Annotated in this window: 26 protein-coding genes, 2 tRNA genes and 1 other RNA gene; 8 read left to right on the forward strand and 21 right to left on the reverse strand. The window is 73.4% G+C overall.

The annotated features are described in order from the left end of the window. Nucleotides 1-24 precede the first annotated feature (24 nt). Nucleotides 25-645 carry a YdeI/OmpD-associated family protein gene (locus D6B71_RS16465; RefSeq protein ID WP_121257165.1) on the reverse strand — a complete coding sequence of 207 codons (621 nt, stop codon included), beginning with the start codon at nucleotides 643-645 and terminating at the stop codon, nucleotides 25-27. 77 nt (nucleotides 646-722) lie between these two features. Here D6B71_RS16465 and D6B71_RS16470 point away from each other — a divergent pair, with 77 nt between their 5' ends. Continuing rightward, on the forward strand, nucleotides 723-2,192 hold the full coding sequence (locus D6B71_RS16470) for an MFS transporter (protein ID WP_206051804.1): 1,470 nt from the start codon (nucleotides 723-725) through the stop codon (nucleotides 2,190-2,192). On the opposite strand, the gene sigJ is transcribed toward D6B71_RS16470, so the two are convergent. The 5 genes from sigJ to D6B71_RS16495 are packed head-to-tail and all read right to left on the reverse strand — an operon-like array spanning nucleotide 2,081 to nucleotide 5,590. Beyond that, complete coding sequence (gene sigJ, locus D6B71_RS16475) at nucleotides 2,081-2,974, reverse strand: RNA polymerase sigma factor SigJ (RefSeq protein WP_121257055.1); 894 nt, start codon at nucleotides 2,972-2,974, stop codon at nucleotides 2,081-2,083. The two genes, D6B71_RS16470 and sigJ, sit on opposite strands and share 112 nt — an antisense overlap. Beyond that, complete coding sequence (locus tag D6B71_RS16480) at nucleotides 2,971-3,711, reverse strand: SDR family oxidoreductase (RefSeq protein ID WP_121257057.1); 741 nt, start codon at nucleotides 3,709-3,711, stop codon at nucleotides 2,971-2,973. The genes sigJ and D6B71_RS16480 overlap by 4 nt, the downstream gene beginning before the upstream one ends. After that, nucleotides 3,708-4,121 carry a hypothetical protein gene (locus D6B71_RS16485; RefSeq protein WP_121257059.1) on the reverse strand — a complete coding sequence of 138 codons (414 nt, stop codon included), beginning with the start codon at nucleotides 4,119-4,121 and terminating at the stop codon, nucleotides 3,708-3,710. Before D6B71_RS16485 ends, D6B71_RS16480 begins: the two co-directional genes overlap by 4 nt. A gap of 51 nt (nucleotides 4,122-4,172) precedes the next feature. After that, on the reverse strand, nucleotides 4,173-4,811 hold the full coding sequence (locus D6B71_RS16490) for a CoA transferase subunit B (RefSeq protein ID WP_121257061.1): 639 nt from the start codon (nucleotides 4,809-4,811) through the stop codon (nucleotides 4,173-4,175). Further along, nucleotides 4,808-5,590, reverse strand: coding sequence for a CoA transferase subunit A (locus D6B71_RS16495; protein WP_121257169.1), 783 nt, complete (start codon nucleotides 5,588-5,590; stop codon nucleotides 4,808-4,810). Before D6B71_RS16495 ends, D6B71_RS16490 begins: the two co-directional genes overlap by 4 nt. Before the next feature lie 142 nt (nucleotides 5,591-5,732). On the opposite strand from D6B71_RS16495, the gene bagA reads away from it, so the two are divergent. Beyond that, on the forward strand, nucleotides 5,733-6,779 hold the full coding sequence (bagA, locus tag D6B71_RS16500) for an ATPase BagA (RefSeq protein WP_476739134.1): 1,047 nt from the start codon (nucleotides 5,733-5,735) through the stop codon (nucleotides 6,777-6,779). Continuing rightward, nucleotides 6,779-7,966: an ArsA family ATPase gene (gene bagB / locus D6B71_RS16505; protein WP_121257063.1), complete on the forward strand. Its 1,188-nt coding sequence runs from the start codon at nucleotides 6,779-6,781 to the stop codon at nucleotides 7,964-7,966. Before bagA ends, bagB begins: the two co-directional genes overlap by 1 nt. Before the next feature lie 30 nt (nucleotides 7,967-7,996). Here bagB and D6B71_RS16510 read toward each other — a convergent pair whose 3' ends face one another. Further along, nucleotides 7,997-8,284, reverse strand: a complete 288-nt coding sequence (locus D6B71_RS16510) for a WhiB family transcriptional regulator (RefSeq protein WP_121257065.1) — start codon at nucleotides 8,282-8,284, stop codon at nucleotides 7,997-7,999. Nucleotides 8,285-8,504: 220 nt separating this feature from the next. Here D6B71_RS16510 and D6B71_RS16515 point away from each other — a divergent pair, with 220 nt between their 5' ends. Further along, nucleotides 8,505-10,862 carry a penicillin-binding protein gene (locus D6B71_RS16515; protein ID WP_121257067.1) on the forward strand — a complete coding sequence of 786 codons (2,358 nt, stop codon included), beginning with the start codon at nucleotides 8,505-8,507 and terminating at the stop codon, nucleotides 10,860-10,862. A gap of 20 nt (nucleotides 10,863-10,882) precedes the next feature. Here D6B71_RS16515 and D6B71_RS16520 read toward each other — a convergent pair whose 3' ends face one another. Then, entirely contained in the window at nucleotides 10,883-11,341 is a 459-nt protein-coding gene (locus tag D6B71_RS16520) for a GatB/YqeY domain-containing protein (protein ID WP_121257173.1), read from the reverse strand. Between the two features lie 26 nt (nucleotides 11,342-11,367). On the opposite strand from D6B71_RS16520, the gene D6B71_RS16525 reads away from it, so the two are divergent. The 3 genes from D6B71_RS16525 (at nucleotide 11,368) to D6B71_RS16535 (ending at nucleotide 13,431) form a co-directional block, all read left to right on the forward strand. Then, entirely contained in the window at nucleotides 11,368-12,291 is a 924-nt protein-coding gene (locus D6B71_RS16525; protein ID WP_121257069.1) for a metallophosphoesterase, read from the forward strand. Between the two features lie 123 nt (nucleotides 12,292-12,414). Continuing rightward, nucleotides 12,415-12,488, forward strand: a tRNA-Pro gene (locus D6B71_RS16530). Between the two features lie 124 nt (nucleotides 12,489-12,612). After that, nucleotides 12,613-13,431, forward strand: a complete 819-nt coding sequence (locus tag D6B71_RS16535) for a hypothetical protein (RefSeq protein WP_121257071.1) — start codon at nucleotides 12,613-12,615, stop codon at nucleotides 13,429-13,431. Between the two features lie 13 nt (nucleotides 13,432-13,444). Here D6B71_RS16535 and D6B71_RS16540 read toward each other — a convergent pair whose 3' ends face one another. The 7 genes from D6B71_RS16540 to ffs form a co-directional block, all read right to left on the reverse strand. Continuing rightward, entirely contained in the window at nucleotides 13,445-14,494 is a 1,050-nt protein-coding gene (locus D6B71_RS16540) for an aspartate-semialdehyde dehydrogenase (RefSeq protein WP_121257073.1), read from the reverse strand. Continuing rightward, the gene (locus D6B71_RS16545; protein ID WP_121257075.1) at nucleotides 14,491-15,765 is read right to left on the reverse strand and encodes an aspartate kinase; all 1,275 of its coding nucleotides are present in this window, start codon (nucleotides 15,763-15,765) and stop codon (nucleotides 14,491-14,493) included. Before D6B71_RS16545 ends, D6B71_RS16540 begins: the two co-directional genes overlap by 4 nt. Before the next feature lie 165 nt (nucleotides 15,766-15,930). Beyond that, nucleotides 15,931-16,503: a DUF5063 domain-containing protein gene (locus tag D6B71_RS16550; protein WP_121257077.1), complete on the reverse strand. Its 573-nt coding sequence runs from the start codon at nucleotides 16,501-16,503 to the stop codon at nucleotides 15,931-15,933. Continuing rightward, nucleotides 16,496-17,095, reverse strand: a complete 600-nt coding sequence (gene recR / locus D6B71_RS16555; RefSeq protein WP_121257079.1) for a recombination mediator RecR — start codon at nucleotides 17,093-17,095, stop codon at nucleotides 16,496-16,498. Before recR ends, D6B71_RS16550 begins: the two co-directional genes overlap by 8 nt. A 3-nt stretch (nucleotides 17,096-17,098) precedes the next feature. Further along, nucleotides 17,099-17,497 carry a YbaB/EbfC family nucleoid-associated protein gene (locus D6B71_RS16560; RefSeq protein ID WP_121257081.1) on the reverse strand — a complete coding sequence of 133 codons (399 nt, stop codon included), beginning with the start codon at nucleotides 17,495-17,497 and terminating at the stop codon, nucleotides 17,099-17,101. 61 nt (nucleotides 17,498-17,558) lie between these two features. Continuing rightward, nucleotides 17,559-19,685 carry a DNA polymerase III subunit gamma and tau gene (locus tag D6B71_RS23840; RefSeq protein ID WP_121257083.1) on the reverse strand — a complete coding sequence of 709 codons (2,127 nt, stop codon included), beginning with the start codon at nucleotides 19,683-19,685 and terminating at the stop codon, nucleotides 17,559-17,561. A 96-nt stretch (nucleotides 19,686-19,781) separates the two neighbouring features. After that, nucleotides 19,782-19,872, reverse strand: an RNA gene (ffs, locus tag D6B71_RS16570) — signal recognition particle sRNA small type. 123 nt (nucleotides 19,873-19,995) lie between these two features. Between ffs and D6B71_RS16575 the strand changes: the two genes are divergently transcribed. After that, nucleotides 19,996-20,084 (forward strand) — tRNA-Ser (locus D6B71_RS16575). 63 nt (nucleotides 20,085-20,147) lie between these two features. Here D6B71_RS16575 and D6B71_RS16580 read toward each other — a convergent pair. From D6B71_RS16580 to D6B71_RS16605, 6 genes are all read right to left on the reverse strand, one after another. Then, a complete protein-coding gene (locus D6B71_RS16580; protein ID WP_164519705.1) occupies nucleotides 20,148-21,449 on the reverse strand; it encodes a S8 family serine peptidase in 1,302 nt (433 codons plus the stop codon). Further along, nucleotides 21,446-22,861, reverse strand: coding sequence for a type VII secretion protein EccB (locus D6B71_RS16585; protein ID WP_121257087.1), 1,416 nt, complete (start codon nucleotides 22,859-22,861; stop codon nucleotides 21,446-21,448). Before D6B71_RS16585 ends, D6B71_RS16580 begins: the two co-directional genes overlap by 4 nt. Nucleotides 22,862-22,868: 7 nt before the next feature. Further along, nucleotides 22,869-24,221 carry a type VII secretion integral membrane protein EccD gene (eccD, locus tag D6B71_RS16590; protein WP_121257089.1) on the reverse strand — a complete coding sequence of 451 codons (1,353 nt, stop codon included), beginning with the start codon at nucleotides 24,219-24,221 and terminating at the stop codon, nucleotides 22,869-22,871. A gap of 152 nt (nucleotides 24,222-24,373) precedes the next feature. Continuing rightward, nucleotides 24,374-24,670 carry a WXG100 family type VII secretion target gene (locus tag D6B71_RS16595; RefSeq protein WP_164519706.1) on the reverse strand — a complete coding sequence of 99 codons (297 nt, stop codon included), beginning with the start codon at nucleotides 24,668-24,670 and terminating at the stop codon, nucleotides 24,374-24,376. A 30-nt stretch (nucleotides 24,671-24,700) separates the two neighbouring features. Then, the gene (locus tag D6B71_RS16600) at nucleotides 24,701-25,024 is read right to left on the reverse strand and encodes a WXG100 family type VII secretion target (protein WP_121257093.1); all 324 of its coding nucleotides are present in this window, start codon (nucleotides 25,022-25,024) and stop codon (nucleotides 24,701-24,703) included. A gap of 138 nt (nucleotides 25,025-25,162) precedes the next feature. After that, a complete protein-coding gene (locus D6B71_RS16605) occupies nucleotides 25,163-26,563 on the reverse strand; it encodes a ubiquitin family protein (RefSeq protein WP_121257095.1) in 1,401 nt (466 codons plus the stop codon). Between the last annotated feature and the right edge of the window lie 76 nt (nucleotides 26,564-26,639).

Here is a 26,639-nt window from a genome sequence, read left to right on the forward strand (position 1 = left end):
GGCGGCCCACGGCCGGTCCTGCGATCAGTCGGGACGCCGCTTCTGCGGGTGTGGCGTCTCGTGCCGCGCGAGCATCTCGACGAACTGCCGGATCCGGCGCTCCCGGGTCTCGGCCCGCTTGGCCTCGTTGACGCGATAGATCAGCGCGAAGCGGTTGGTGCTGGTGAGCACCTCGAACATCCGCTGCGCCTCCGGCTCGACCGCGATCGCCGCGGCCAGGTCGTCGGGCACCGTGCCGCCGCCCGGCCCGCCGTACGCCAGCTCCCAGCGGCCGTTGGCCTTGGCCTCCTCGACCGCGGCGCGGCCGGCATCGGTCATCAACCCCTCGCGCTCGAGCCGCTCCACGCGGGAGACGTTGAGCGCCGACCAGACGCTGCGCGGACGCCGCGGGGTCAGCCGCTGCAGCCTGGTCTGCTCGTCGCGACTCTTGGCCTGACCGTCGATCCAGCCGAAGCACAGGGCCGCGAGCACCGCCTCCTCGTAGGTCAGCGCGGTGGTCGTGCCGCCCTTCTTCGTCATCACCAGCCACACCCCGGGCGAGGTGGCGTGGTTCTCCTCCAGCCAGGTCCGCCAGGCGGCGGCGTCGGGCACCAGCAGCTCGGGGAGCCCTTTCGACCCGGCGGCCGGTTCGGAAGGCGGGCACATGCCAGCAGGGTAGGACGGGCCACCGACGGCCGAAACCCGCTTGATCTCCACCGGACTTGAGGTTCTAGGTTCCCGACGTGACCTCGACCGCGCCCCGTGTGGACCCCGCGCCCCGCCTGCTGTCGCCGGCGTACGCCGTGACCACGGTCGGCATGTTCGCGCTCTGCGCGCTCGTCGCCTTCGAGGCGACGGCGGTGACCACGGTGATGCCGACGGTCGCGCGGCGCCTCGACGGCGTCGGCCTCTATGCGTTCGCGTTCGCCGCGCCGCTGGCCAGCGCCGTGGTCGGCATGGTGGCCGCGGGCGGGTGGAGCGACCGGCGCGGGCCGGCCATGCCACTGGCCGCCGGGTTGGCGCTGTTCTCCCTGGGACTGCTGGTCTGCGGCACCGCGCCGACGATGGAGGTGCTGGTCGCCGGCCGGGTCCTGCAGGGGCTCGGCGGCGGCGCGCTCACCGTCTGCCTCTACGTGCTGGTCGGACTGGTGTTCCCGCCGGTCCTCCAGCCGGGGATCTTCGCCGCCTTCGCCGCCGCATGGGTGCTGCCGTCGCTGTTCGGGCCCGCGCTCGCAGCCTACGTCGCCGCCACCCTCGGTTGGCGGTGGGTGTTCCTGGGGGCGGTCGCGATGGTCGTGCTGGCAGCCGGGCTCGTGGCCCCGGCCATGCGGCGAGCCGGCCGCCCGGTCACCGGGGAGCCCGTCCCCCGGTCCCGACTCGCGTGGGCGGTGCTCGCGGCGACCGCCGTGCTCGCGCTGGAGCTGCTCGGCTCCGGGCACGGCCCGCTGGCCCTGCTGGCGGTCGTGGCGCTCGTGGTCGCCCTCGTCTCGCTGCGCCGCCTCCTACCCCCCGGCTCACTGGTCGGCCGCCGCGGCCTGCCCGCGGTGATCGGGACCCGCGGGCTGCTCAGCGCCTCGTTCTTCTGCGCCGAGGCCTACATCGTGTTCGTGCTCCAGGAGCGCTGGGGCTGGACGCCGGGCACCGCCGGCCTGGCGCTGACCGGCGTCGGGCTCACCTGGGCCGCCGCGAGTCAACTGCAGGCCCGGCTCGGCGAGCGGGTCACCGACCACTCGGCGATGCGGTGGGGCACCGGCCTCGTGCTGACCGGCACCGCGGTCCTCGCGCTGACGGTGGCCGGCCACCTGCCCGCACTGCTCGCGGTCGCGGCGTACGTCCTGGCCGGCGGTGGCATGGGGTTCGGCTACCCGCGCACCGGCGTCGCGATGCTGGCCGCCTCCGGCGACACCGACCGCGGCTTCAACTCCGCGGCGCTCTCGATCGCCGACTCGCTGGGCGGCGCGCTGGCGCTCGCGGTCTCGGGCGTGGTCTTCGCCGCCACCGACCGGGCCGGGCTCGACCCGTTCCTGTCGGTGTTCGCGCTGGCGAGTGCCGTGGCGGCGCTGGGGGTCCTCACCGCGGCTCGCACCGCCCCGGCCGTTGCTCAGCCGGGGCCGTCCAGCGCGGACGACACCGCCGCGAGCTTGTCGGGAGCCAACACGATGTCGACCCGGGTGACCAGCTCCCCGTCGACGGTCAGCGAGGCCACCGAGTAGAGCCGGCCCTCGCGGTAGAGCGCAAGGCCGGTGCGTCCGTTGACCTCCACCAGACGTACCTCCCCGTCGCGTCGGGCGATGCCCGCCACGAACCTGGCCACCTTGTCGGGCCCGACGACCGGCCGCCGGGCGGCGGAGACGACCCCGCCGCCGTCGCTGGTCAGCACCACCGACGGGTCCAGGAGCCGCACCAGCCCGGCCAGGTCGCCGCCCATGGCCGCGGTGAGGAAGGCACCGAGCACCTGGTCGTGGGTGCGCGGGTCGACGCTCACCCGCGGTGTGGCCGCCGCGACGTGGTCGCGGGCCCGGCGGGCGAGCTGACGCACCGCCTCCGGGGTCCGCCCCACCGCTGCCGCCACCTCGGCGAACGGCATCTCGAACACGTCGTGCAACACCCAGGCGGTGCGCTCGGCCGGGGTCAGCTGCTCGAGCACCACCAGCAGCGCGTAGCGCACGGACTCGTCCAGCGACACCCGGTCCTCGGGCGTGGCGGCCTCGTCGGGCTGCGCCCCCACCAGCGGCTCCGGCAGCCACGGACCGACGTAGGTCTCACGGCGGACCCGGGCCGAGCGGAGCGTGTCGAGGGCGGCCCGGGCCACCACCACCGTCGCCCAGGCGGGCACGTCCCGCACCGGCTCCCGCTCGTGCGCGGCGACCAGCCGCAGCCAGCAGTCCGCGACGACGTCCTCGGCCTCCGCGTGGCTGCCGAGGATCGCGTAGGCCACCCGCACCAGCCGCGGGCGCTCCACGTCGTACGCCGCGGCGAGCTCGTCGACGCTCACGCCTCCACCAGCCACTGATCGAAGGTGATCCGCCCGCGCGGGCCGTCGGTGGCGGGCGTCAGCGCACCGGAGCGCACGGCCCGGCCGGCCTCGCCCGGCACCGGAACCGGCACCACGACCCGCCGCAGCCCGCGAGCCCCGACCACCCGCCGCGCGAGCCGGACGACGTCGTGCTGCTGCGGGCCGGCGAGGTCCGGCACCCGGCCGCCCGGGCCGGCGGCCGCCCGGTCGACCAGGGCCTCGGCGACCTCGCGGGCGGCCACCGGCTGGCTGAGCATCCGGGGCACCAGCGACACGGGGCCGACCCGGGCGAAACCGAGCACCTGCTCGGCGAACTCGTGGAACTGCGTGGCCCGCAGCACGCTCCAGGGCACCGGCCCGTCCGCCACGAGTCGCTCCTGCAGCCGCTTGCCCGCGTAGTAGCCGAGGCCCACCTCGTCGATCCCGACGATCGAGAGCACCACGTGGTGGGCCACCCCCTGCTCCGCCTCGGCGGCCAGCAGGGTCCCGGTCACCGCCCGGAAGAACGCCTCGGCCTCCTCGCGACGCTGGGTCGCCACGTTGGTCACGTCGACGACGGCGTCGACCCCGGTCAGCCGTTCGGCGAGGCCGCGGCCGGTGGTGAGGTCGACCCCTTCCGCGCGGGCCAGCACGACCACATCGTGCCCGCGCTCCCAGGCCACGTCGACGACGTGCCGCCCCACCACGCCGGTGCCGCCGGCCACCGCGATCCTCATCGTTCCTCCCGAGTGCGGGTCGGCAGCAGCGCGAGCAGCGCCAGGAGCAGGGTGAGCGCGAGCGTCACCACCACGGCGACCGCGTCGGCCTCGGGCAGGTGCCCGACGTGCCCGACGTGGTAGGCGAGGTGCGGCACCGAGAACACCACCCAGGCCGCGCCCAGCATCGTGGTCGCGGCGCGCTGCCGCCACCGGAGCGCGAGGACGCCGGCCACGCCCAGGGCGAGGTAGAGCGACCCGATGTCGCGGACCAGGTGCTCGTTGAAGGGGCCGTCACCACCGACCCAGGCGCGGTTGAGCCCGGGGAAGTCGTCGTAGAACGAGCGGGGCGCGAACGTCCCCCACCCGCCGACGTAGAACGCCGACGCGGTGAGGGCACCCGACGCCGCCTGCTGGATGCGTGTGCTCATGTCGTGGTGACGCGGCCGAGGCCGCCCGGTGTGACATCGCCGCCGGCCGGGCTAGACCAGGGCGGAGACCAGCTCGGGCTCGGTCTTCTCGCGCACCTCGTCCTCGGTGACGTCGGGGGCGAGCTCGACGAGCCGCAGCCCCGCCGGTGTCACGTCGACGACGCAGAGGTCGGTGATGATGCGCTGCACCACCCCACGGCCGGTGTAGGGCAGCGAGCACTCGCGCACGATCTTGAAGGTGCCGTCCTTGGCGACGTGCTCCATCAGCACGATCACCCGCTTGGCGCCGTGCACCAGGTCCATCGCGCCGCCCATGCCCTTGACCATCTTGCCGGGGATCATCCAGTTCGCGATGTCACCGCGTGCGGAGACCTGCATCGCGCCGAGGATCGCCGCGTCGACCTTGCCGCCGCGGATCATCCCGAAGCTCGTCGCCGAGTCGAAGAACGAGGCGCCCCGCCGCAGCGTGACGGTCTCCTTCCCGGCGTTGATCAGGTCGGCGCTCTCCTCGCCCTCGAACGGGTAGGCGCCCACGCCGAGGATGCCGTTCTCGGACTGCAGCACCAGCTCGACGTCGTCGGCGACGTAGTTCGGCACCAGCGTCGGCAGCCCGATGCCGAGGTTGACGTAGGAGCCGTCGGACAGCTCGCTCGCCGCCCGGGCCGCCATCTGCTCGCGGGTCCAGCTCATGCCTGCTCCCCCTTCGGCCGGACGGTCCGGCGCTCGATCCGCTTGTCGGCGGCCTGCTCGGGGGTCAGCGCGACCACCCGTTGCACGAAGACCCCGGGCGTGTGCACCTGGTTGGGGTCGATCTCGCCCGGCTCGACGAGCTCCTCGACCTCGGCGATCGTCACCCGGCCGCACATCGCGGCCAGCGGGTTGAAGTTGCGGGCGGAGTCCTTGAAGACCAGGTTGCCGTGCCGGTCGCCCTTCCAGGCCCGGACCAGCCCGAAGTCGGCCACGATCGCCGACTCCAGCACGAACTCCTTCGGGCCCTCGGCCGTGTCGAAGGTGCGCACCTCCTTCGGCGGTGAGGAGACCACCACCTCGCCGTGCTCGTCGTACCGCCAGGGCAGCCCGCCGTCGGCGACCTGCGTGCCGACCCCGGTCGCGGTGAAGAACGCCGGGATCCCCGAGCCGCCGGCCCGCATCCGCTCCGCCAGCGTGCCCTGCGGTGTCAGCTCGACCTCCAGCTCGCCGGAGAGGTACTGCCGGGCGAACTCCTTGTTCTCCCCGACGTACGACGCCACGACGCGCCGCAGCCGCCCGGCGCCCAGCAGCAGCCCCAGCCCCCAACCGTCGACGCCGGCGTTGTTGGAGACCACCTCGAGGTCGGTCGTGCCGGCCTCCAGCAGCGACGCGATCAGCACCGACGGGATGCCGCACAGCCCGAAGCCGCCGACCGCGAGCGTCGACCCGTCGCCGATGTCGGCGACCGCCTCGGCGGCCGACCCCACCACCTTGTCCATCTCGGCTCCTCCCTGCCGGTTCCCGGCGAGGTTAGTGACTGTTAACCGACCGTGTCCATGGCCGGCGGCCATCGCCGCGGGCCCCGCTCCGAGGACCCGGCTTCGAGGACGCCGCTGGATTCGAGGGCCTACGCTGCCAGACGTGTCCACCCGCAAGCAGGAGTTCGGCGCGCGCGCCCCCTCCGCCGCAGCGTCCGCCTGGTCACACGTCCGCCTGCACGTGGTCACCGGCAAGGGTGGCACCGGCAAGTCGACGGTCGCCGCGGCGCTGGCGCTCGCACTGGCCTCCCACGGACGCAACGTGCTGCTGTGCGAGGTCGAGGGCCGCCAGGGCATCGCCCGGATGTTCGACGTCGACCCGCTCCCCTACGAGGAGCGGCGCATCGCCAGCGGACTGCCCCGCGCCGACGGCCTGCCCGGCCACGTGCACGCGCTGCACATCGACCCCGAGTCGGCCCTCATGGAGTACCTCGCCATGTACTACAAGCTCGGCCGCGCGGGCCGGGCCCTCGACCGCTTCGGCGTGATCGAGTTCGCCACCACGATCGCCCCCGGCGTGCGCGACGTGCTGCTGACCGGCAAGGTCTTCGAGGCCGTGCAGCGCAACAGCCGCAACAAGGGCGCCACCCGCTACGACGCCGTGGTCCTCGACGCCCCGCCCACCGGCCGGATCGCCCAGTTCCTCAACGTCAACGGCGAGCTGGCCGGACTGGCCAAGGTCGGGCCGATCAAGTCGCAGGCCGACACGGTGATGACGCTGTTCCGCTCGCCCCGCACCCTGGTGCACCTGGTGACCGTGCTGGAGGAGATGCCGGTCCAGGAGACCGCCGACGGGATCGCCGAGCTGCGCTCCGTGGGGCTGCCCATCGGCGGTGTCGTGGTGAACATGGTCCGCCCGCGCGACCTCGCCGCCGCCGACCTGGCGGCCGCTCGTGCGGGCACCCTCGACCGCGCCCGGGTCGCCGCCGACCTCGAGTCGGTGGGCGTGGCGCACGATCCGGCCCTCCTCGACGGCCTGCTCGCCGAGGCGGCCGACCACGCCGAGCGGCGCGCACTCGAGGACGCCCAGCGCGAGGTGGTGCAGGGCCTCGGCGTGCCGATCTTCGAGCTGGCCCGCGAGCCCGCCGGCATCGACCTCGGGTCGCTCTACGACCTCGCCGCCGAGCTCCGCGAAGGAGGGCTGGGCTGATGGCGTCCCGTCCCCGCAGCCGCACCGGGCCGCGCACCACCGGCTCCCCCGGCACCCACGAGCCGCCTGTGCTCGACGTCGACGCGCTGCTCGACGATCCGGGCACCGGCATCGTCGTGTGCACCGGATCCGGCGGTGTCGGCAAGACCACCACCTCGGCGGCGCTGGCCCTGCGCGCCGCCGAGCGGGGACGCAAGGTCGTCGTGCTCACCATCGACCCGGCCCGCCGGCTGGCGCAGTCGATGGGCATCGAGGAGCTGGACAACACCCCGCGACCGGTGCAGGGGGTCGACACCGCCGCGGGTGGCCGGCTCGACGCGATGATGCTCGACATGAAGCGCACCTTCGACGAGGTCGTGCTCAGCCAGGCCACCCCGGAGAAGGCCAGGCAGATCCTCGAGAACCCCTTCTACGTCGCGCTGTCCAGCTCCTTCGCCGGCACCCAGGAGTACATGGCGATGGAGAAGCTGGGCCAGATCCACCGCGCCGCCCAGGCCGACGGCAGCTACGACCTGATCGTGGTCGACACCCCGCCGTCGCGCTCCGCGCTGGACTTCCTCGACGCCCCGGAACGCCTCTCCAGCTTCCTCGACGGGCGCTTCATCCGACTGCTGCTGGCGCCCGCTCGCGGCCCAGCGCGGATGATGACCGCGGGACTCTCGCTGGTCACCGGGGCCCTCACCAAGGTCCTCGGCGCCCAGGTGCTGCGCGACATGCAGACGTTCGTCACGGCCTTCGACACGCTCTTCGGCGGCTTCCGGGCGCGCGCCGAGAAGACGTTCGCACTGCTCCAGAACGAGCGCACCGCGTTCGTCGTGGTCGCCGCCCCCGAGCCCGACGCGCTGCGCGAGGCGGCGTACTTCGTCGACCGGCTCAGCGAGGACGCGATGCCGCTGGCGGGGCTGGTCGTCAACCGCGCCTCACCGTCGCCGACGGGAGCCCTCTCGGCGGACGAGGCGATGGCCGCCGCATCCCGGCTGCGCGACGCCGACCCCTCGTCGTTGACCGCCGGACTGCTGCGGCTGCACGCCGACCGCAGCCGGCTGGTCGAGCGTGAGGCGCGACTGCGCTCGCGGTTCACCGCAGCGCACCCCGACGTGGCGACCACGGTGGTGCCGGCGCTGGCCGGCGACGTGCACGACCTCGAGGGGTTGCGCCAGGTGGGCGCACTACTCGCAGGCGGGTGAGGCCTGTCCCGGACTGAGCCCGGGTCCGGGTCAAGCGGTCGCGTCGACCTTCACGCCGCCGTCGCGCGCAGCCTCGAGGACCACGCGCCAGGAGGCGTTGGGGCGCCGACGCAGCAGCGCCCGACGCTCCCGCTCGGTCATGCCACCCCAGACCCCCCATTCGATCTGGTTGTCCAGCGCCTCGGCCAGGCACTCGGTGCGCACGGGACACCCGTTGCATAGCTGCTTGGCCTTGTTCTGCTCGGCACCGCGCACGAACAGCAGGTCCGGCTGCGCCTCACGGCACGCCGCCCGCGGCGTCCAGTCCTCTACCCACATGATGATGTCCCCACATCTGCCGGAATAGGTGCGCGTCCCCATGACGCCTACCCGGGTGAATCCCCTCGTCCTCCAAGTTAAGAACCCCGCGGCGTCCACCGACAGACACTTTCGACCCAAGTGGTATAGCCCGAAAGGACTATGGCCCTAGCCGGGTCTGTGGTAGTGGCCCGTCGCCGGCGCGGGGCCTCCGCACCCGCTCTCCCGTAGTCTGGTGCGCATGGCCGCACCTCCCGACGCTCGACTCTCGCCCTCCCGGGTGCTCTCCCACCTGGGCGTGATGGCCGTGGTGGCCGCGGTCCTCGGCGTCGTCGTGGCCGGGCTCGCGATCCCCTTCGCCGGCGTGCTCGGCATGGGCGCGAAGAGCATCGCCGAGACGATGGACGAGCTGCCCGAGGAGCTCGAGACCGAGTCACTCCCGCAGCGCACGACGGTGGTCGACGCCGACGGCAACCAGATCGCGAGCCTGTTCGTCCAGAACCGGGTCAACGTCGAGCTCACCCAGGTCTCGCGGATCATGGTCAAGGCGATCGTCGCGATCGAGGACGACCGCTTCTACGAGCACGGCGCGCTCGACATCAAGGGCACCCTGCGGGCGTTCATCACCAACCAGGCCAACGACGGCGTGGTCCAGGGTGGCTCCTCGATCAGCCAGCAGGTCGTGAAGCAGACGCTGCTGCAGCAGGCCGAGACGGACGAGGAGCGGGCCGAGGCCATCGACGACAGCTATGCGCGCAAGCTGCGCGAGCTGCGCTACGCCATCGCGCTCGAGGAGCGCTACTCCAAGGACTGGATCCTCGAGCGCTACCTCAACATCTCCTACTTCGGCGACGGGGCCTACGGCATCCAGGCGGCGGCCAAGCACTACTTCAACGTCAACGCCAAGCAGCTCGACCTGCGCCAGTCCGCGCTGCTGGCCGGGCTGGTGAAGAGTCCCGACGCGCTCGACCCGACCAACGACCGCAACCGCGCTCTGGCCCGCCGCAACGTGGTGCTCGACCGGATGGCCGAGCTCAACGTCATCTCCCGCGAGCGGGCCGCCAAGGTCAAGGACCAGCCGCTGGGGCTGAACGTGCAGCCCAACGAGAACGGCTGCGTCGACTCCAGTGCCCCCTTCTTCTGCGACTACATGGTGCGCTACCTGATGGCCGACCGCAGCCTCGGCCGCACCAAGGCCGAGCGCCGTCGCCTGATCTACTCCGGCGGGCTGACGATCCGCACCACGGTCGACCTGGACATGCAGCAGGCCGCGGACAACTCGGTGCGGGCCAACGTCTTCCCCCAGGACTCCGCGATCGGGGGTCTGGCCATGGTCGAGCCACGCTCCGGCGAGGTGCGGGCGCTCGCCCAGTCCCGCCCGATGGGCGCCGACCAGGACGCCGGGCAGACCTTCCTCAACTACGTGGTGCCGAAGAAGTACGGCGACTCCAACGGCTTCCAGCCGGGGTCGACGTTCAAGGCGTTCGTGCTGGCGGCGGCGATCAACCAGGACATCCCGCTCAACCGCACCTACAACGCCCCCGAGACGATCAGCATCCCGATGCGCGACTACAAGGTCTGCGACGGCGAGTACTACGCCAGCAGCGAGATCTGGTCACCCTCGAACTCCACGTCCAACGGCACCTTCAACCTCTACCAGGGCACCCAGCTGTCGGTGAACACGTTCTTCGCCCAGCTCGAGCGCGACACCGGGCTGTGCGAGCCCTACGAGCTCGCGCAGGCGATGGGCATCGGCCTCGACGACCCGGCGACCCAGATGGTGCCCTCGTTCACCCTCGGCGTGGCCGACGTGAGCCCGCTGGAGATGGCCGAGGCCTACGCCACCTTCGCCGGTCGCGGGCTGCACTGCGACTCCCGACCGGTCACCGCCCTTGAGGACGCCGACGGCAACGTGATCAAGGAGTACCCCGCCACCTGCCAGCAGGTCATCGCCCCGGCCACGGCCGACGCGGTCAACGACGTGCTGCGCGGCGTGCAGGAGGGCTCCGGCTTCGGCGCGGCCCGAGGACTCGCGCTCGACCAGCCGTCGGCCGCCAAGACCGGCACCACCCAGGACGGCAAGGCGGTGTGGTTCGTCGGCTACACCCCGCAGCTGTCCACCGCGGCGATGATCGCCGGCGCCAACGAGTACGGCCAGCCGATCCCGCTCGCCGGCCAGACCATCGGCGGCGCCTACATCCCCACCGCCTCCGGCTCCGGGTTCGCCGGGCCGATGTGGGGCGGCGCGATGCAGGTGATCGACGACTCGCTGGAGTACCAGGACTTCGTGGCGCCCTCGGCCGACGACATCGCCGGCGTGATGACCACGGTGCCCAGCGTGGGCGGCATGGGTGTCGACGAGGCCCAGGCGGTGCTGGCCGAGGCAGGGTTCGCGGTCTCCCTCGGCGGCGACCAGTACTCCAGCTATCCGGTCGGCACCGTCGCGTTCACCTCACCTGGAGGCGGCGGACAGGCCGGCAGCGGCAGCACGATCACGATCTACACCTCCGCCGGGCCCGAGCCCAAGGGCAACGGTGGCGGTGGCGGAGGCAACGGCGGTCGAGGCAACGGCGGCGGGGGCGGTCGCGGCGGGCGCTGACCCTCCACCGGGGCGGGGGCTCAGCCGAGCTGGCGACGCACCTCGGCGGCCACCGCCGCGCCGTCGGCCCGGCCCTTGACCTGCGGCTGGACCAGGCCCATCACCTTGCCCATCGCCTTCATGCCCTCACCGGCCGCGCCGCTCTGCTCGACCGCGGCCGCGACGATCTCGGCGATCTCCTCGACGCTGAGCTGGGCCGGCAGGTAGTCGGCGATCACGGCGGCCTCGGCGCGCTCCTTGGCGGCCATCTCCTTGCGCCCGCCGTCCTCGAACGCCACGGCGGCCTCGCGCCGCTTCTTCGCCTCGCTGGAGAGCACCCCGACAACGTCGTCGTCGCTGAGCTCGCGGTGCTCCTTGCCGGCGACCTCGGCGTTGGTGATCGCGGTGAGGATCATCCGCAGCGTCGAGGAGCGGACCTCGTCGCGCGCCTTCATCGCGGACGTCAGGTCGCCGCGCAGCCGGTCCTTGAGAGCACTCATGACGACCATTGTGGCAGCCTGTCCCGGTGATCCCGACGCCGCTCGCCCGCCTGCTCGGGGTCTGCGTCGCCGCCGGCGCCGGACTCACCGCGTACGCCGCCGCCGAGGCGCGGGCCTACACGCTGCGGCGGGTCGAGGTGCCGCTGCTGCCGGCCGGTGCGGCGCCGCTGCGGGTGCTGCACCTCAGCGACATCCACATGACGCCGGGCCAGCACCGCAAGCAGGAGTGGCTGCGCGGACTGTGGGACCTGGCCCCCGACCTGGTCGTCGACACCGGCGACAACCTGGCGCATCGGGAGTCGGTGCCGGTCGTGCGCGACGCACTCGGGCCGCTGCTCGACGCGCCCGGCGTGTTCGTGTTCGGGTCCAACGACTACTTCGTGCCGACGCTGCGCAACCCCGTGCGCTACCTGCTGCCCGACGACGGCACCCGGCACACCACCTCGGGGCAGCTGCCCTGGCCGGACCTGCGCGAGGAGTTCACCGGCGCCGGCTGGCTCGACCTCACCAACCGCAGGGCGACGCTCGAGGTCGCCGGGCTGCGATTCGCGTTCGCAGGGGTCGACGACCCCCACCTGGGCTACGACGACCTCGACGCCGTCGCGGGCCCGGCCGATGCCGGGGCCGACGTCCGGCTGGGCGTCGCCCACGCGCCGTACCTGCGGGTGCTGGACCGGTTCGCCGCCGACGGCTACGACGCGATCCTCGCCGGCCACACCCACGGCGGGCAGGTCTGCCTGCCGGGTGGCCGAGCGCTCACCACGAACTGCGACCTCGAGCCCGCGCGGGCCCGGGGCCTGCACCGGCACCCCGCCGACTCCCGACCCGGCGATCCGGGCAGCTCCTGGCTGCACGTCTGTGCCGGCCTCGGCACCAGCCCCTACGCCCGGATCCGGGTCGCCTGCCGCCCCGAGGCCACCCTCCTGACGTTGACGCCGACCCGGCACTGATTCCCGTATTCTCGCGGCGTGTCGGGGAAGCATCGACGCCTCGGCCGGGCCGATTGCGGGCCGCCGCCCGGCCTCGGGTATGCTCCCCGTCGGCGGTTGCTCCCCCGGGAGCGGACGCCGGATCGGGCTGTGGCGCAGCTTGGTAGCGCGCCTCGTTCGGGACGAGGAGGCCGCAGGTTCAAATCCTGTCAGCCCGACCCAGGTGATGTCTCAGGCATCGGCGACACCCGGACCCCACGAGGGTCCGGGTGTTCTGCATTCGCCGGCCGGGCCGCGGCGCAGCCAGCCGGCTCCGCACGTGTGGTCTGCCACACTGTGGCCATGTCGAACGACGACCGCGAGCGGCCCGAGGGCCCCTCCCTCGAGCCGCCCACGCTGGGCTTCTCAATGCGGCGGCGGCGCAAGCAACGGCAGGCGCCCGAGCCGCCCGTTGCTCCGGACGAGGCGTCCGCTGCCGACCTCGAGGCGACCACCGAGCCCACGGAGGTGCTGCCCGCTGCCGCGACCGGTGAGGAGGAGGCGACCACCGTGCTCCCCGAGCCGGTGAACGCGCCCCCGGCCGCCCCCGAGCCGGTGACCACGCCCCCGGCCGCCCCCGAGCCGGTGACCGCACCCCCGACCGAGCAGGCCCCGCCGCTGTTCGCCGACGAGGTGCCCGCCGGTCAGAGCCAGGCTGCCGACATCGCTCCGCCGCCCGCCCGGCCCGAGCCGGCGACTGAGCCCGAGCCGGCGCCTACCGACGACGCGCCCCGAGCCCCGCTGCTGACCGGCATGGCCGCTGCGGTGTTCGCGGGCGCCTTCGCCGGCCTGCTGCTGGTGGGGGCCACCTGGGGGTCGCTCCAGGCCTGCGAGGCGGTGCGCGGCACGTCGTCGTGCGGCGATCCCGGCTTCTTCCTGCTGCTGGCGATCCTGGCCACGCTGGTGCTCGTCGGCGGAGCACTGCTGCGGGCCTTCGCGGTCAGCGATCCCATCAGCACCAGCTTCCTGGGCATCGGCCTGCTCACCGTGATCGCGCTGGTGTTCCTGGTCGACGTGCTGTTCGCGTGGTGGATGGTGATCGTGATCCCGGTCTGCGGGGCCGCCACGTTCGCGCTCTCCCACTGGGTCACGACCACGTACGTCCAGCCCGCAGACGGCTAGGGCGTGGCACCGCTCACAGGCGAGCGGCGAGCAGCTCGGCGATCTGCACCGTGTTGAGGGCCGCCCCCTTGCGGAGGTTGTCGTTGGAGATGAACAGCGCCAGTCCACGGTCGCCGTCGACGCCGGGATCGGTGCGGATGCGACCGACGTACGACGGGTCCTGCCCGGCGGCCTGCAACGGGGTCGGCACGTCGGCGAGCACCACGCCCGGAGCATCGCCGAGCAGCTCCTTGGCCCGCGCCGGTGTCATCGGCTCGGCGAACTCGGCGTTGATCGCCAGGGAGTGACCGGTGAAGACCGGGACGCGCACGCAGATGCCGGAGACCCGCAGCCCGGGGATGCCGAGGATCTTGCGCGACTCGTTGCGCAGCTTCTGCTCCTCGTCGGTCTCGTCGAGCCCGTCGTCGACGATCGAGCCCGCGAGCGGCACGACGTTGTAGGCGATCGGCGCGACGTACTTGACCGGGTCGGGGAAGGCGACGGCCGACCCGTCGTAGGCGAGCTCACGGGCCTTGTCGCCGGCCGCGCGCACCTGGCCGGCGAGCTCCTCCACGCCGGCGACGCCGCTGCCCGACACCGCCTGATAGGTCGATGCGACCAGGCGCACCAGCCCTGCCGCGTCGTGGAGCGGCTTGAGCACCGGCATCGCGGCCATCGTGGTGCAGTTCGGGTTGGCGATGATGCCCTTGCGGGCCTCGTCGATCGCCTCGGGGTTGACCTCGGAGACCACCAGCGGCACGTCGGGGTCCATCCGGAACGCCGAGGAGTTGTCGACCACCGTCACCCCGGCGGCGGCGAACCGCGGCGCCTGAGCCCGCGAGGTGGTGGCGCCGGCCGAGAACAGCGCGATGTCGAGCCCGGTCGGGTCGGCGGTCTCGGCGTCCTCGACGACGATCTCGCGGCCGGCGAACGGGAGCACCTTGCCCGCGGACCGGGCGGAGGCGAAGAACCGGATCTCCTCGATCGGCAGCGCCCGCTCCTCGAGGATCTGGCGCATCGCGACGCCGACTTGGCCGGTAGCACCGACGACGCCGATCCGCACCCCGCGGTTGGGCGCGTTCATCGGCCGGTCCCGCCGTAGACGACGGCCTCGACCTCGTCGGCGTCGAGGCCGAACGCGGTGTGCGCGGCGCGCACCGCGTCGTCGACCTCCGCTTCGTCGACGATCACCGAGATCCGGATCTCGGACGTGGAGATCATCTCGATGTTGACGCCGGCGGAGGCGAGCGCGGCGAAGAACTTCGCGGTGATGCCGGGGTGGCTGCGCATGCCCGCGCCGATCAGCGACACCTTGCCGATGCGGTCGTCGTAGAGAAGCTGGTCGTAGCCGACCTCGTCCTGGATCCGTGCCAGCGCCGCCATCGCGGGCTGGCCGTCCTCACGCGGCACCGTGAACGAGATGTCGGTGAGCCCCGTGGCGGCGGCGGAGACGTTCTGCACCACCATGTCGATGTTGACCTCGGAGGTGGCCAGCACGTCGAAGATGCGGGCTGCCTCACCGACCTTGTCGGGCACGCCGACCACGGTGATCTTGGCCTGGCTCCGGTCGTGGGCGACACCGGAGATGATCGCCTGCTCCATGGGCTGGTCTCCCTGCTCGTCGTCGGGGACGATCCAGGTGCCCTCCTTGTTCGAGAACGAGGAGCGCACGTGGACCGGCATGTCGTGGCGGCGGGCGTACTCGACGCACCGCAGGTGGAGGATCTTGGCACCCGAGGCGGCCATCTCGAGCATCTCCTCGGTGGAGACGCGGTCGAGCTTGCGCGCGGTGGGCACGATCCGGGGGTCGGCGGTGAACACGCCGTCGACGTCGCTGTAGATCTCGCAGACCGTCGCGCCGAGCGCGGCGGCCAGGGCCACCGCCGTGGTGTCGGAGGCGCCCCGGCCGAGCGTGGTGACGTCCTTGGTGTCCTGGGAGACGCCCTGGAAGCCGGCCACGATGGCGATCGCCCCGTCACGGAGGGCGTTCTCGATGCGGCCGGGGGTGATGTCGATGATCTTGGCCCGCCCGTGCACCGAGTCGGTGATCACGCCGGCCTGGCTTCCGGTGAACGACTGGGCCTTGTGGCCGAGCTGGGCGATCGCCATCGCCAGCAGCGCCATCGAGATCCGCTCGCCCGCGGTGAGCAGCATGTCCAGCTCACGCGGCGGCGGCAGCGGCGAGACCTGCTCGGCGAGGTCGCGCAGCTCGTCGGTGGTGTCACCCATCGCCGAGACCACTACGACGACGTCGTGGCCGGCCTTGCGGGTGTTCACGATGCGCTGCGCGACCCGCTTGATGCCGTCAGCGTCGGCCACGGACGACCCGCCGTACTTCTGCACGACAATGCCCACGGTTGGTCCTCGGGTTCGAGAGTTCGACGGTCGCCGGCCCGGACCTGCACCCCGGCCCGTCCGGGGGTCCGACGCACGCGCGGCACTGCGCTGCGACCTCGGCCGAGTCTACCGGGGGCGGCTGCGGCGGCCGAACGATATCTCAGGGGTGGGCCCCGACCCCGGTCAGTGGCCGAGGATCTCCTCGGCCACCGCCACCCGGTCGGCGTCGAGGTCGACCAGGGAGTCCAGGCGGCTGTGGGTCACGATCGACTGCAGGGCCCGGAGCGCCGCGCTGGCGCTGTTGCCCCACGAGGAGACGTAGGAGAACTGCCACCACCACAGCGCCTCGGCCACGTTGCCGGCGCGGTAGTGGCGCAGCCCGTTGGCCACCTCACTGGCGATGCTGGTGAGGTCGTCGGAGAGCCGGGAGGTCTCCAACTGGGGGTCGTAGGGGTCGAAGTTGAACGCATAGACGTCGACCGGTCCGAGGATGCCGCCGAGCCGCTCGCGCATCCGGTCCAGGTCGGGGTCGGGCCCGACGTCGGGCTGGTACTCCTGCTCCGGCGTGAAGTCGGCCTGCGCGCCCAGCCGGGCGCCGGCGAGCAGCACCTGGCTCACCTCGAGCAGCAGCAGCGAGATCGCCCGGCCGCCCTCCTGCTCGCGCGAGATCGCCTGCAGCGCGACCAGGAAGCTCTCGACCTGGTCGGCGATCTGCTGGGCGAAGTCCTCGGTCTCACTCTGGATGTGGTCAGTCATCAGCTGATCGCCTTCCTGCGAACGCCCGGCCCAAGGTGACCTCGTCGGCGTACTCGAGATCGCCACCCACCGGCAGTCCACTCGCCAGACGCGTGACGCGCAACCCAAGAGGCTTGAGCATGCGCGTGAGATAGGTCGCGGTGGCCTCACCCTCGAGGTTGGGATCGGTGGCCAAGATGGTCTCGGTGATGGTGCCGTCGGCCAGCCGGGTCATCAGCTCACGGATGCGCAGCTGCTCGGGACCGATGCCGTCGATCGGGGAGATGGCCCCGCCCAGCACGTGGTAGCGCCCACGGAACTCGCGGGTGCGCTCGATGGCGACGACGTCTTTGTACTCCTCGACGACGCACAGCACCGAGGGGTCGCGCCGCGGGTCGGCGCAGATGCGGCACTTCTCCTCTTGGGAGACGTTGAAGCAGACGCTGCAGAACTTCACCCTGCTCTTGACCTCGATGAGCACGTCGGCGAGCCGGCGCACGTCGACGGGGTCCGCCTGGAGCAGGTGGAAGGCGATTCGCTGGGCACCCTTGGGCCCCACCCCGGGCAGCCTGCCGAGCTCGTCGATGAGGTCCTGGACGACGCCTTCGTACAACGCTCAGCCGCCGAAGCCGAGAGGGCCGCCGCCGAAGCCGAGAGAGTTGCCGCCGGCGCCGCCGGGCTCGCCACCGCCCGCGAGCGGGCCGAGGGTCTGGCCGGCGAGGGAGTCCGCCTGCGCCTTGGCGTCGCGGTAGGCGGCGACGATCATGTCGCCGAGGTCGGCGAGGTCGTCGGCGTCGCCACCGTCGAAGCCGCCGGCCTTGATGTCGACACCGACCAGCTCGCCGATGCCGTTGACGCGGACGGTCACCGCACCGCCGGCGACGGTGCCGTCGACCACGGTCTCGGCCAGCTGCTCCTGGGCCGCCTGCAGCTGCTCCTGCATCTGCTGGGCCTGCTGCAGCAGCGCGTTCATGTCGAAGCCGCCGCCGAGGGCGTCGAAGGGGTTCTGGGTCATCGGGGTCACTCCTGGTCGGACGGGAAGGCAGGCGCGGTACGCCGGGGGCGCACCGTCAGTCTCACTGGTGCGGGATCTCCTCGATCACCCGGGCGCCGAGCTCGCGCTCGAGCAGCTCGGCACCGCCCAACTGGTCGACGTCGGCGTCGAGGTCGTCGCGCCGGGCGTCGGCGTCGGGATCGTGGCTGGGCTCGGCCGGGCCCCGGTCGGGGCGGCTGCCGCCACGGGCGATGGCGTCGCGGGCGGCGGCCATGCCGCCACCGGCGGCGGCCGGCGGCGCGGGCGACGGCGGGGCCTGTGGCGGCTCGGGTCGGGCGGTCTCGGCGGGCGCCGGGACCGCGGGCGGGGCGGGCGGCGCAGCCCCGGGGGCGGCCTGGACGGGGGGCTCGGCGGGCGCGGCAGCGGGCCGGGTGACCACCGGCGCGTCGGCCCTGGCCCCGGGGTCGACGATGGTCTCGATGCGCCAGTCGGCACCGACCACGTCGATGGCGGCCTGCCGCAGGATCTCGTCGCAGCCGCCGCCGACGAACGAGTCGCGGGCGCCGGCGTTGACGAAGCCCAGGGTGAGCGTGCGCCCGTCGACGCCGACCACCTGACAGTTCTGGGTCAGGTGCATCCACGCGACCCGGCGGCGCAGCTTGGTGGCCTCGACGATGTCGGGCCAGAGCCGGCGCACCTCGACCAGCGAGAGGCCACCGCCGGCCGGGGCAGCCGGGGAAGGCTGAGCTGCCGGCTCCGGCTGGGCAGGATGCGGGGTGACGGGCGCGGGCGCGGCCGTCGGCTCGGATGGCGCCGGGCGCTCCGGAGCGGGCTCGGGCGCAGCGGGCGGAGCGGTCTGGGGCGGGCGCTGCTCGGCCGGCGGCTGGGGCGGACCCGCGACAGGGGCCTCCGGGGCCGGTCTGACCGGGCGCGCCGGCGGCCGCTCGGCCGGGTCGTCGGCGTGGGAGCGCAGCGGGTGGGGGCGGTCCTGCGCCGGCACGTGGGTGGCCGGGGAGGCGGCGACCGGGCTGGGCGTGCCGGCGACCGCGACGCGCTTCTCGAGCCGCTCGACGCGGGCCAGCACGCCGTCGGTGGTGTGGTCGGCGCCCGGCAACAGCACCCGGGCACAGATCAGCTCGAGCAGCAGCCGGGGGGCGGTGGCGCCGCGCATCTCGGTCAGCCCGGTCGCGACGAGGTCGGCGGCCCGGGTCAGCTCGGCGGGCCCGAACCGGGCGGCCTGGGCGACGAGACGCTCGCCGGCGTCTTCGGAGACGTCGATCAGCCCGGTGGCCGGCGCGTCGGGCACCGCGGCCACGATCACCAGGTCGCGCAACCGTCGCAGCAGGTCCTCGGTGAATCGGCGGGGGTCCTGCCCGGTCTCGATGACCTTGTCGACCACCCCGAAGACCGCTGACCCGTCACCGGCGGCGAAGGCGTCGACGACCTCGTCGAGCAGGCTGTCGGGGGTGTAGCCGAGCAGGCCGGTCGCCAGCGCGTGGGTCACCCCGGAGGGCCCGGCTCCGCCGAGCAGCTGGTCGAGCACCGAGAGTGTGTCGCGCGCGGACCCGGCACCGGCCCGCACCACCAGCGGCAGCGCCGCCGGCTCGATCGGGACCCCCTCCTTCTCACACAGCTCGGAGAGGTAGGAGGAGAGCAGCCGCGGCGGGATCAGCCGGAAGGGGTAGTGGTGGGTGCGCGACCGGATGGTCGGCAGCACCTTGTCGGGCTCGGTGGTGGCGAAGATGAACCGCAGGTGGGGCGGGGGCTCCTCGACCAGCTTCAGCAGGGCGTTGAAGCCCTGCGTGGTCACCATGTGCGCCTCGTCGATGATGTAGACCTTATAGCGGCTCTTCACCGGGGCGAAGAAGGCCTTCTCACGCAGGTCGCGGGCGTCGTCGACGCCACCGTGGGAGGCGGCGTCGATCTCGATCACGTCGATCGAGCCGGGACCGCCGCGGGCGAGGTCACGGCAGCTGTCGCACACCCCGCACGGGTCGGCCACCGGCGCCTGGTCGCAGTTGAGCGAGCGGGCCAGGATGCGCGCGGAGGTGGTCTTGCCGCAGCCTCGCGGGCCGGAGAAGAGGTAGGCGTGGTTGACCCGGTTGTTGGCCAGCGCGGCCCGCAGCGGCTCCGTCACGTGCTCCTGCCCGATCACCTCGGCGAAGGTCTCGGGTCGGTAGCGGCGGTACAGCGCCAGGGGGGACTCCACGCATGAACCCTAACCAGGCACACCGACACCCGGTAGCGGGCCGGGGCCGACCGGTCGCGACACGGAACCGCAGACCACCCGTGCACCGGGAAATGCAGAGGCCCCCCGCGCACCCGGCAGAGCTCACTGACCCTTGCTGCCTTCCGGCCCTGGGGGAGTTGGGTGAGGTGCCGCCACACGGGGGGTTGCCCAGAGTCTAGGTGAGCCGCGCGGGCCCACCAAGCCGGGGTGCGCCACCGCCGCGGAGCGGCCCAGGACCCACGCCGGGCCCAATTCGCTCCCTCCTCGCCCGCCGGGTACGCTCCTCCGCGGAGGATTCGCCTAGTGGCCTATGGCGCTCGCTTGGAAAGCGGGTTGGGTTAACAGCCCTCAGGGGTTCGAATCCCCTATCCTCCGCCATCGCGTACGGCGCCGCGGCTCACCGCGGCGCCGTTCGTCGTCTCGGCCCGGCGCCGCCCGGCGTCAGGCCCCCCGCCGCCGGGCGAGCAGGGGCCGCAGCACCACGGCGAGCAGCACCACGCCGCCCCCGATCAGCCCCGCCCAGACCGCCCGTCGACGCGGCTCGACCAGGACGTCGGTTCGGGGGGCGGGAGCGGTGGCCGGCCGGATCTCCGCCGCCGGGCTCGGCGCGACCACCGTGCCGTCGGGGGCCGGGCTCAGCGGACGCGCGATCGCCTCGAGCGACTGCACGACGCCGGCGCCGGTGAGCACGCTGGGCCGGTCGGCGACGCCGTTCGCGGTGTGCAGCAGCCGAGCCTCGATCTGCTGCCGGGTCTCGTCGGGGTGGGCCGAGCGCAGCATCGCCACGACCCCGGCCACCTCGGCCGCGGCCCACGACGTCGCCACGTTCTCGTCGCCGGCGAGCACACACGACTGTCCGTTGAGGCCACGGCTCACCGCCCCCGCGGTGGGCACCACCACGTCGATCGCGGAGCTCTGCAGCACCGCCGCACGGAGGTCGGCGGTCGAGCCGTCCGCGGTGGCCCCCACGCCCAGGACCCCGGGGTATCCGGCCGGTTGGACCAGGTCGGCGACGTCCTCGCCCGGGAGGGGCCGGCCGGCCTCGTCGACCTCGATCTTGTCGTAGTTGCGCTCGCCCTCGCCGGGGCGGTTGCCAGTGGCGGCGACCACCACGATGTCCTCGGCGAGCACCTTGTCGATCGCGCGCCGGAGGTCGGCGTCGCGCTCCATCCAGTGGGCGACGACCGCGACCGCGATCCGCGTGCCTTCGCCCGAGCGGGCGCGGGCAACGACCCACTCCAACCCCTCGATCAGGCGGTCCATGTTCACGCCGGGCGGGGCGCCGGAGGGGTCCTCCTGCTCGTCGAAGACCCGGATGTCGAGTACGCGGGCACCCGGAGCCACGCCGACCAGACCGCCGTCGGGCCGGGGCGCACCGGCCGCGAGGTTCGCGACGACCGTGCCGTGGTAGTCGACCGGGGGCGCGCCACCGCCCGGATAGACCGCCTCGACGTCGACGCCGTGGACGACGCCCGAGTCGAGCACCGCGATCGCCCAGTCCTCACCGGGCTGCGTGCCGCGCCGTTCGAGCAGGCGCTGCGCCGCGGGCACCTGCACCTGGACCAGCGGACGGCTCACGCTCTCGGCCTCGGCGCCGACCTCGGTGTCCGGCTCGAGACCCAGGCAGACCAGGTCGTCGGCCGGGTCGGCCGCCGCCGGGAGGGTCGACAGCGGTGCCACCGGCACGAGCGCGGCACCTGCCACGAGGAGCGCGGCGAGGCGGGCGGCGGCGCGGCAGGTCACGAGCAGGAGCTCCCGGTGACGGTGCTGGCGGACGGTGGGCAGAGCGCCGCGTCGATCGACAACGGCACCCCGTCGGGGAACAGCTCGATCCACGTGTCGGGGACCACCGGGGACTCGACGTCGTCGTAGCCGAGCTGGGTCGCGACGCCCGAGCCGACCAGTTCGTGACGGCTGGGCTTGGAGGTCAGCAGGAACGGGAGTCCGCCGTCGCCGGCGTCCCAGGCCGCCGAGTGCACGTAGGCGCCGAACCCGTCCTCGACGGTCGGGCTGACGTCGTTCGGCTTGGCCGCCGAGGCCACCGCCGAGACGGCCCCCTCCGGATCGGTGGCGAGCAGGATCCGCGGCGGGGCTCCCTCCTCGGCGACCAGCTGTCCGCACAGCTCGTCGGACGGTGGCACCAGCTGGTGGTCGGGCCACCGCGTGGCGTCGAGATCGATCTCGCCCTGCGACATCGACATCTCGCTGACCGTGAGCTCCGCCGCCTTGTCCTGGGCCAGCGCCCGGTAGAGGGTGAACTCGAAACCGCTGAGCGGCGCGGGTCCGAGCTCGGTCAGCACGAAGCCACCCTCGTCCTCGTCGTCCAGACGGAACCAGTCGCCCTGCTCGGCGCCCTCGGGGAGACCCGGGCCCTCGACCGCTGCCCCGAAGTCGCCGATGCCGAACGGCTCGAGCGTGAACGCCTCACCACGCGGGAACAGCCCCACCCACGCCTCGGGGACGGCCATCGCCGCACTGGTGTTCGGCAGGGCGAGGCTGCTCAGCACCCGGTCGCGCTGGGCCTGGTCGCCCGGCACGGCGTAGACGTAGGCGCCGGTCTCCTCGGTGGCGCTGCTGCGGGACTGGGCGATCACGTAGGTGTCGTCGCCGACCGACACGGTGAACGCGCCGCGGGGCACCGGCGTGACCGTCGAGCTCCCGCCGATCTCGACCGCGATGCCCTTGCCGTGGGAGGTGCACGCGGTCCAACCGGACGGCACCAGACTGTCGGCGGACGGCACGTCGGCGGGCGCACCGAGGATGCCGATGTCGTCTCCGACGTGCTGCTGCTCGATCTCGTCCTGGGCCACGATCTCGGGGGTGACCTCGGCGCCCAGGATCAATTGCGCCGAGGTCACATTGATCACCGGGCGCAGCTCCGAGTCGGAGTCGGGCAGCACGACGTAGAGCGCGCCGCGCTCCTTGGACAGGAACATCCCCGGCTGGCTCCAGTCGATCTCGGGCCGCCCGGTGAAGATGCCGGCGATCGCCGCCCCGGCGATCAGCAGCACCGAGAGGGCGAGCCCCCCGACGACACTGCGCCCCGGTCGGGCCGGCTCGACCTCCCGGCCGCCGGGAGCGCCGGAGACGAAGGCGGTGACCAGCCGCCGGCGGCTGAACGAGTACGCCTCGACGAGGTCCTTCTTGGTGGCCACGCCCCGCTCAGCTCCGGATCGAGGAGAAGACGCCGGTGGCCAGCACCAGCAGCGGGACCAGGCTCAGCAGGCAGATCGACTCGGTGATGTCACCCAACCGGCCGCGCCGCACCGAGGGAGCGGCCGGAGTCAGCGTGGTGGCGAGCAACAGGCCGCCCGTCGCAGCCAGCACCACGGCCGTCGTGGGTCGCCAGTCGGGGTGCTGCCAGAGCACCGAGACCGCCACCGCGGCCAGGCCCGCGATGCCGGAGACCAGGCCGACCAGCACCTCGGTGCCGGTGCGGTACTGCCGGGTGCGGAGCATGACCACGAGCGCCGCCACCACGGCGAGCAGGGTGCCGGCGAGACCCAGCGCGACGGCCAGCGGCGCCACCAGGACCAGCAGCAGTCCGACGGTCGCGGAGATCGCCACCAGGATCTCGTGCGCGATGCGGGCATCGGCACTGATCTTGGCGGGGTCGACCTCGGAGGGGTCGGCGGTGATGTCGGCGGTGGAGTAGAGCTGGTCGACCGACGTGCCGGTCACTCCCAACGCCAGCCAGGGGAACAGCGAGCCGGCCAGCACGACCAGGGTGAGCGCCGTGGTCAGCACCACCGGGGCGTCGAACGTGGCGACCTCCATGACCAGGCCGGTGATGGAGAAGACGGCCCCGATCACGACCGGCGGCAGCACGAGGGTGCGTCCGGCGCCGAGGCCGACCATGGCCAGGAACCCGGCACCCAGCGCCCCGGCCCCGGCGGCCGCGACCGGCCGGGCGAAGAAGTCGCCGTCGGTCACCAGCAGCAGGCCCGCGAGCGCGGCGTACCCGGCCCCCATCCAGGCGACGACCACGGCGGCCTCGGGTTCGCGCTGGGCCCGGGAGAGCACCACCGCCCCCCCGACCAGCGCGGTGGCCGCGACGGCGGCGGCGACCGCGGCGAGCAGGCTGCCCCGCTGCACCAGCAGGGCGGTGGCACCCAGCGCCATCAGCAGCCCGGCAGCCCCGAGCGCGGTGCGTCGCCCGGCCGCGGGCTGCCAGGGCTTGAGCTCGCGCTCCACGACGTCGGTCATCGCCTCGACGACGTCGTCGTAGACCCGCGGCGCCGGCTCGTCGACACCGGCGGAGACCGCCAGCAGGCCGCCGTCCTCGACGCCCTGGGCGGTCAGGCCCAGGTCTCCGGCGAGCCGGCGGCCCTCAGCGGTGCTGAGGCGGTAGCCGCCGTAGACCGTCGAGGAGTCGAGCAGTCCGACGCTGCGGGCGAGCTCCGGGAGCAGCTCGGCCACCGGCATCGTGCCGGGCAGGACCAGGTCGACGCGGCGGGTTCCGGAGGACACCGTGACCCGCACCAGACCGGTGGCATTGGCAGGCGCCTGGGTCATCGAGCCTCCTCGTCACAGTGAGCGCGGGCGCGGTGCCCGTCGGCACCGCGCGCCAGCGATGGTAGCGGTGAGCGGACGCACGGCCGGGCCGGGGAAACCCCGGCCCGGCCGTGTCGTCGGTCAAACGTGTGAGTCTCGGTCTCGAGGCCGGCTCACATGTCGAAGGCGGCCGCGCCCCGGGCGTCGGCGGCCTTGTAGTCGGCGTTGGACTGCTGCACCGTGCGGCCGGTCTCGTCGAGCAGGTTGCGCATCTCGAGGATGGCGTTGTCCCACTTGGCCTTCGCGGAGGTGTAGGCCTGCTGGGCGTTACCGGTCCAGTCGCTGCGCAGCGGCGCCAGCTCGCTCTCGAGCCGGTTGAGCCGGTCGTCGATCTGCTTGACCGTGCGGTAGAGGTCGTCGGCACCCTGGTCGAGGCCGGCGTGGTTGACGCGGATTCCGTCCATGCTCATGGTCATCTCTCCTGACTCTCTCGACCGGGCTCAGCCGCCGAGGCGGCCCGCGGTGCGGGCGTAGTTCGCGGACTGGGTCTCGTCGGTGTTGATGTTGTCGCGCTCGGTCGTCTGCAGCGAGTTCTCGAACTCGTTGAGAGCGTTGACGATGATCTGCTGCTTCTCGGTCCACGCCTGGTGGAGGTTGAAGAACGCTGCGGCGCCGCCGCCGGCCCACTTGCCGCGCATGCCGGCGATCTGACCGTCGAGGGTCTTGCTGAACGTGTCGAAGTCCTTCTTGGCCTCGGCAACCATGCCGGCTGCCTGGGAGAGAGTCCTCTCCCCCTGGCCCATCTCTGCTGCGCCCTGAGACATGCGCTCTGCTCCATTTCCCCCGGCGGCACCCACACCGCGTCGAGATATCAGGTGATGGTCTGGTGATGATCAACGATGCCGAGTCTCGGGAGCCCCTGAGCAGACCCCGGGATCGACAAGCAGGGCTTACCCCGGCTATCAGGCGCTAAACCTCACCCACGCCAACTCCCACATCTTGCGGAAAACTCCGGTCGCGACGAGCACCGACGCGACCAGCACCGCACCCGCCAGACCCTCGGCGATCTCCGCGCGCCGCGACCACCAGGCCGAGCGCCAGCCACGGCCGGTGGCCACCGCGACGACCACCAGGAGCACGCCGACGAGGAGAGCCGCGACCGCCACGGCCGTCGACCGTCCACCGTCTAGCCCCGGCAGCAGGGATGCCAGGAGGAAGCCCCAGCAGGCCAGCCCGGCCAGCCGGAGCAGGGCGCGGGCCACCGGGTGGCGATAGCTGCGACCCGCCAGCAGCAGCCCCGCGCCCGCGGCACCCACCAGGATCCGCGCGCCGAGCCGGTCCAGCGGCCAGGTCGCGGAGTCCAGCAGCAGCGGAGCGGCCAGCAGCGACACCCCGAGGACCGCCGCGCACGAGGCCAGCACCAGTCGGGTGCCACGCTCGGCGACGGCCGCCACGGCCTTCGGACGCACGATCGTGCGTCCCCGCCGGCCACTGGGCCGCTCCCGCGCCGACCAGGCGGTCACCGCCAGGCGCTCGAGGTCGACCAACAGCTGGTCGGGGACGTCCACGGCGAACCCCGGGACCACCCGGGCCGCCAGTGTCGCCAGCACCAGCAGCACCGCCCACACCGCTCTCGGGGGCAGGCCGGCCAGCGCCGCGAGCCCGGTGATGACGAAGATCCCCGACCCGACCACGATCCACACCGCGAGAGCCTCCTCGGCCCTGCGGTCGAAGGAGCGGGCCACCGCCGCGACCACCGCCGCGGCCAGGGCACACACCCCGACGACCGTCGGCACCCGCTCGGGGAGCGTGTCCCAGACGATCGGGAGCGTCGCCGCGGCGGCGAAGGCGGGCGCGGCGACCGCCCTCGCCGGGGCCAGCCGGCCACCGGGCAGCACGCCGATCAGGCTCGCCACTGCCAGCACCGCCACCGTCGCCACCCGGAGCGTCTCGTCATCCGACACCGCGGCCAGCCAGCCGCCAGCGAGCGCGGCCACCGAGGCGACGACGCAGACCACGGCCGCCGGCAGGAGCGACCGCCGTCCCGCCGTGCGCCCGGCCTGGCCGGCCGGTCGACCCGTCCGAGCGCCCGGAGCACGGACGCCCGACGCCGGCGTGCTGGGCGGCGTCACCACCACGACCGCACCGGAGCGGAGCCCGGCCTCGGCCAGCGCGCTGCCGGGTCGCAGCGGCGCGCCCGCGAGCGTGCACAGCGCAGGCTCGGCGCCGAGCCGCGCGTGGTCGGCGTACTCCCTGGCCACGTCACGCACCAGCGCGCCCGCAGGGACGCGTAGGTCCAGGACACCGGCCGGGCCGTGCACGCTCAACGCGAACCCGTCGGCCAGCTCGCCTGCTGCGACCACGCCCCCACCTCCCGGCCATCTCGAGCCCGACGCGGGCAGGGTAGTCGCTGTCCCGGGGCCAGCCCCATCCCCAGCC

The sequence above is a fragment of the Nocardioides ferulae genome (genome assembly GCF_003660455.1).
In the GTDB taxonomy this organism is placed as follows: Bacteria; Actinomycetota; Actinomycetes; order Propionibacteriales; family Nocardioidaceae; genus Nocardioides; species Nocardioides ferulae.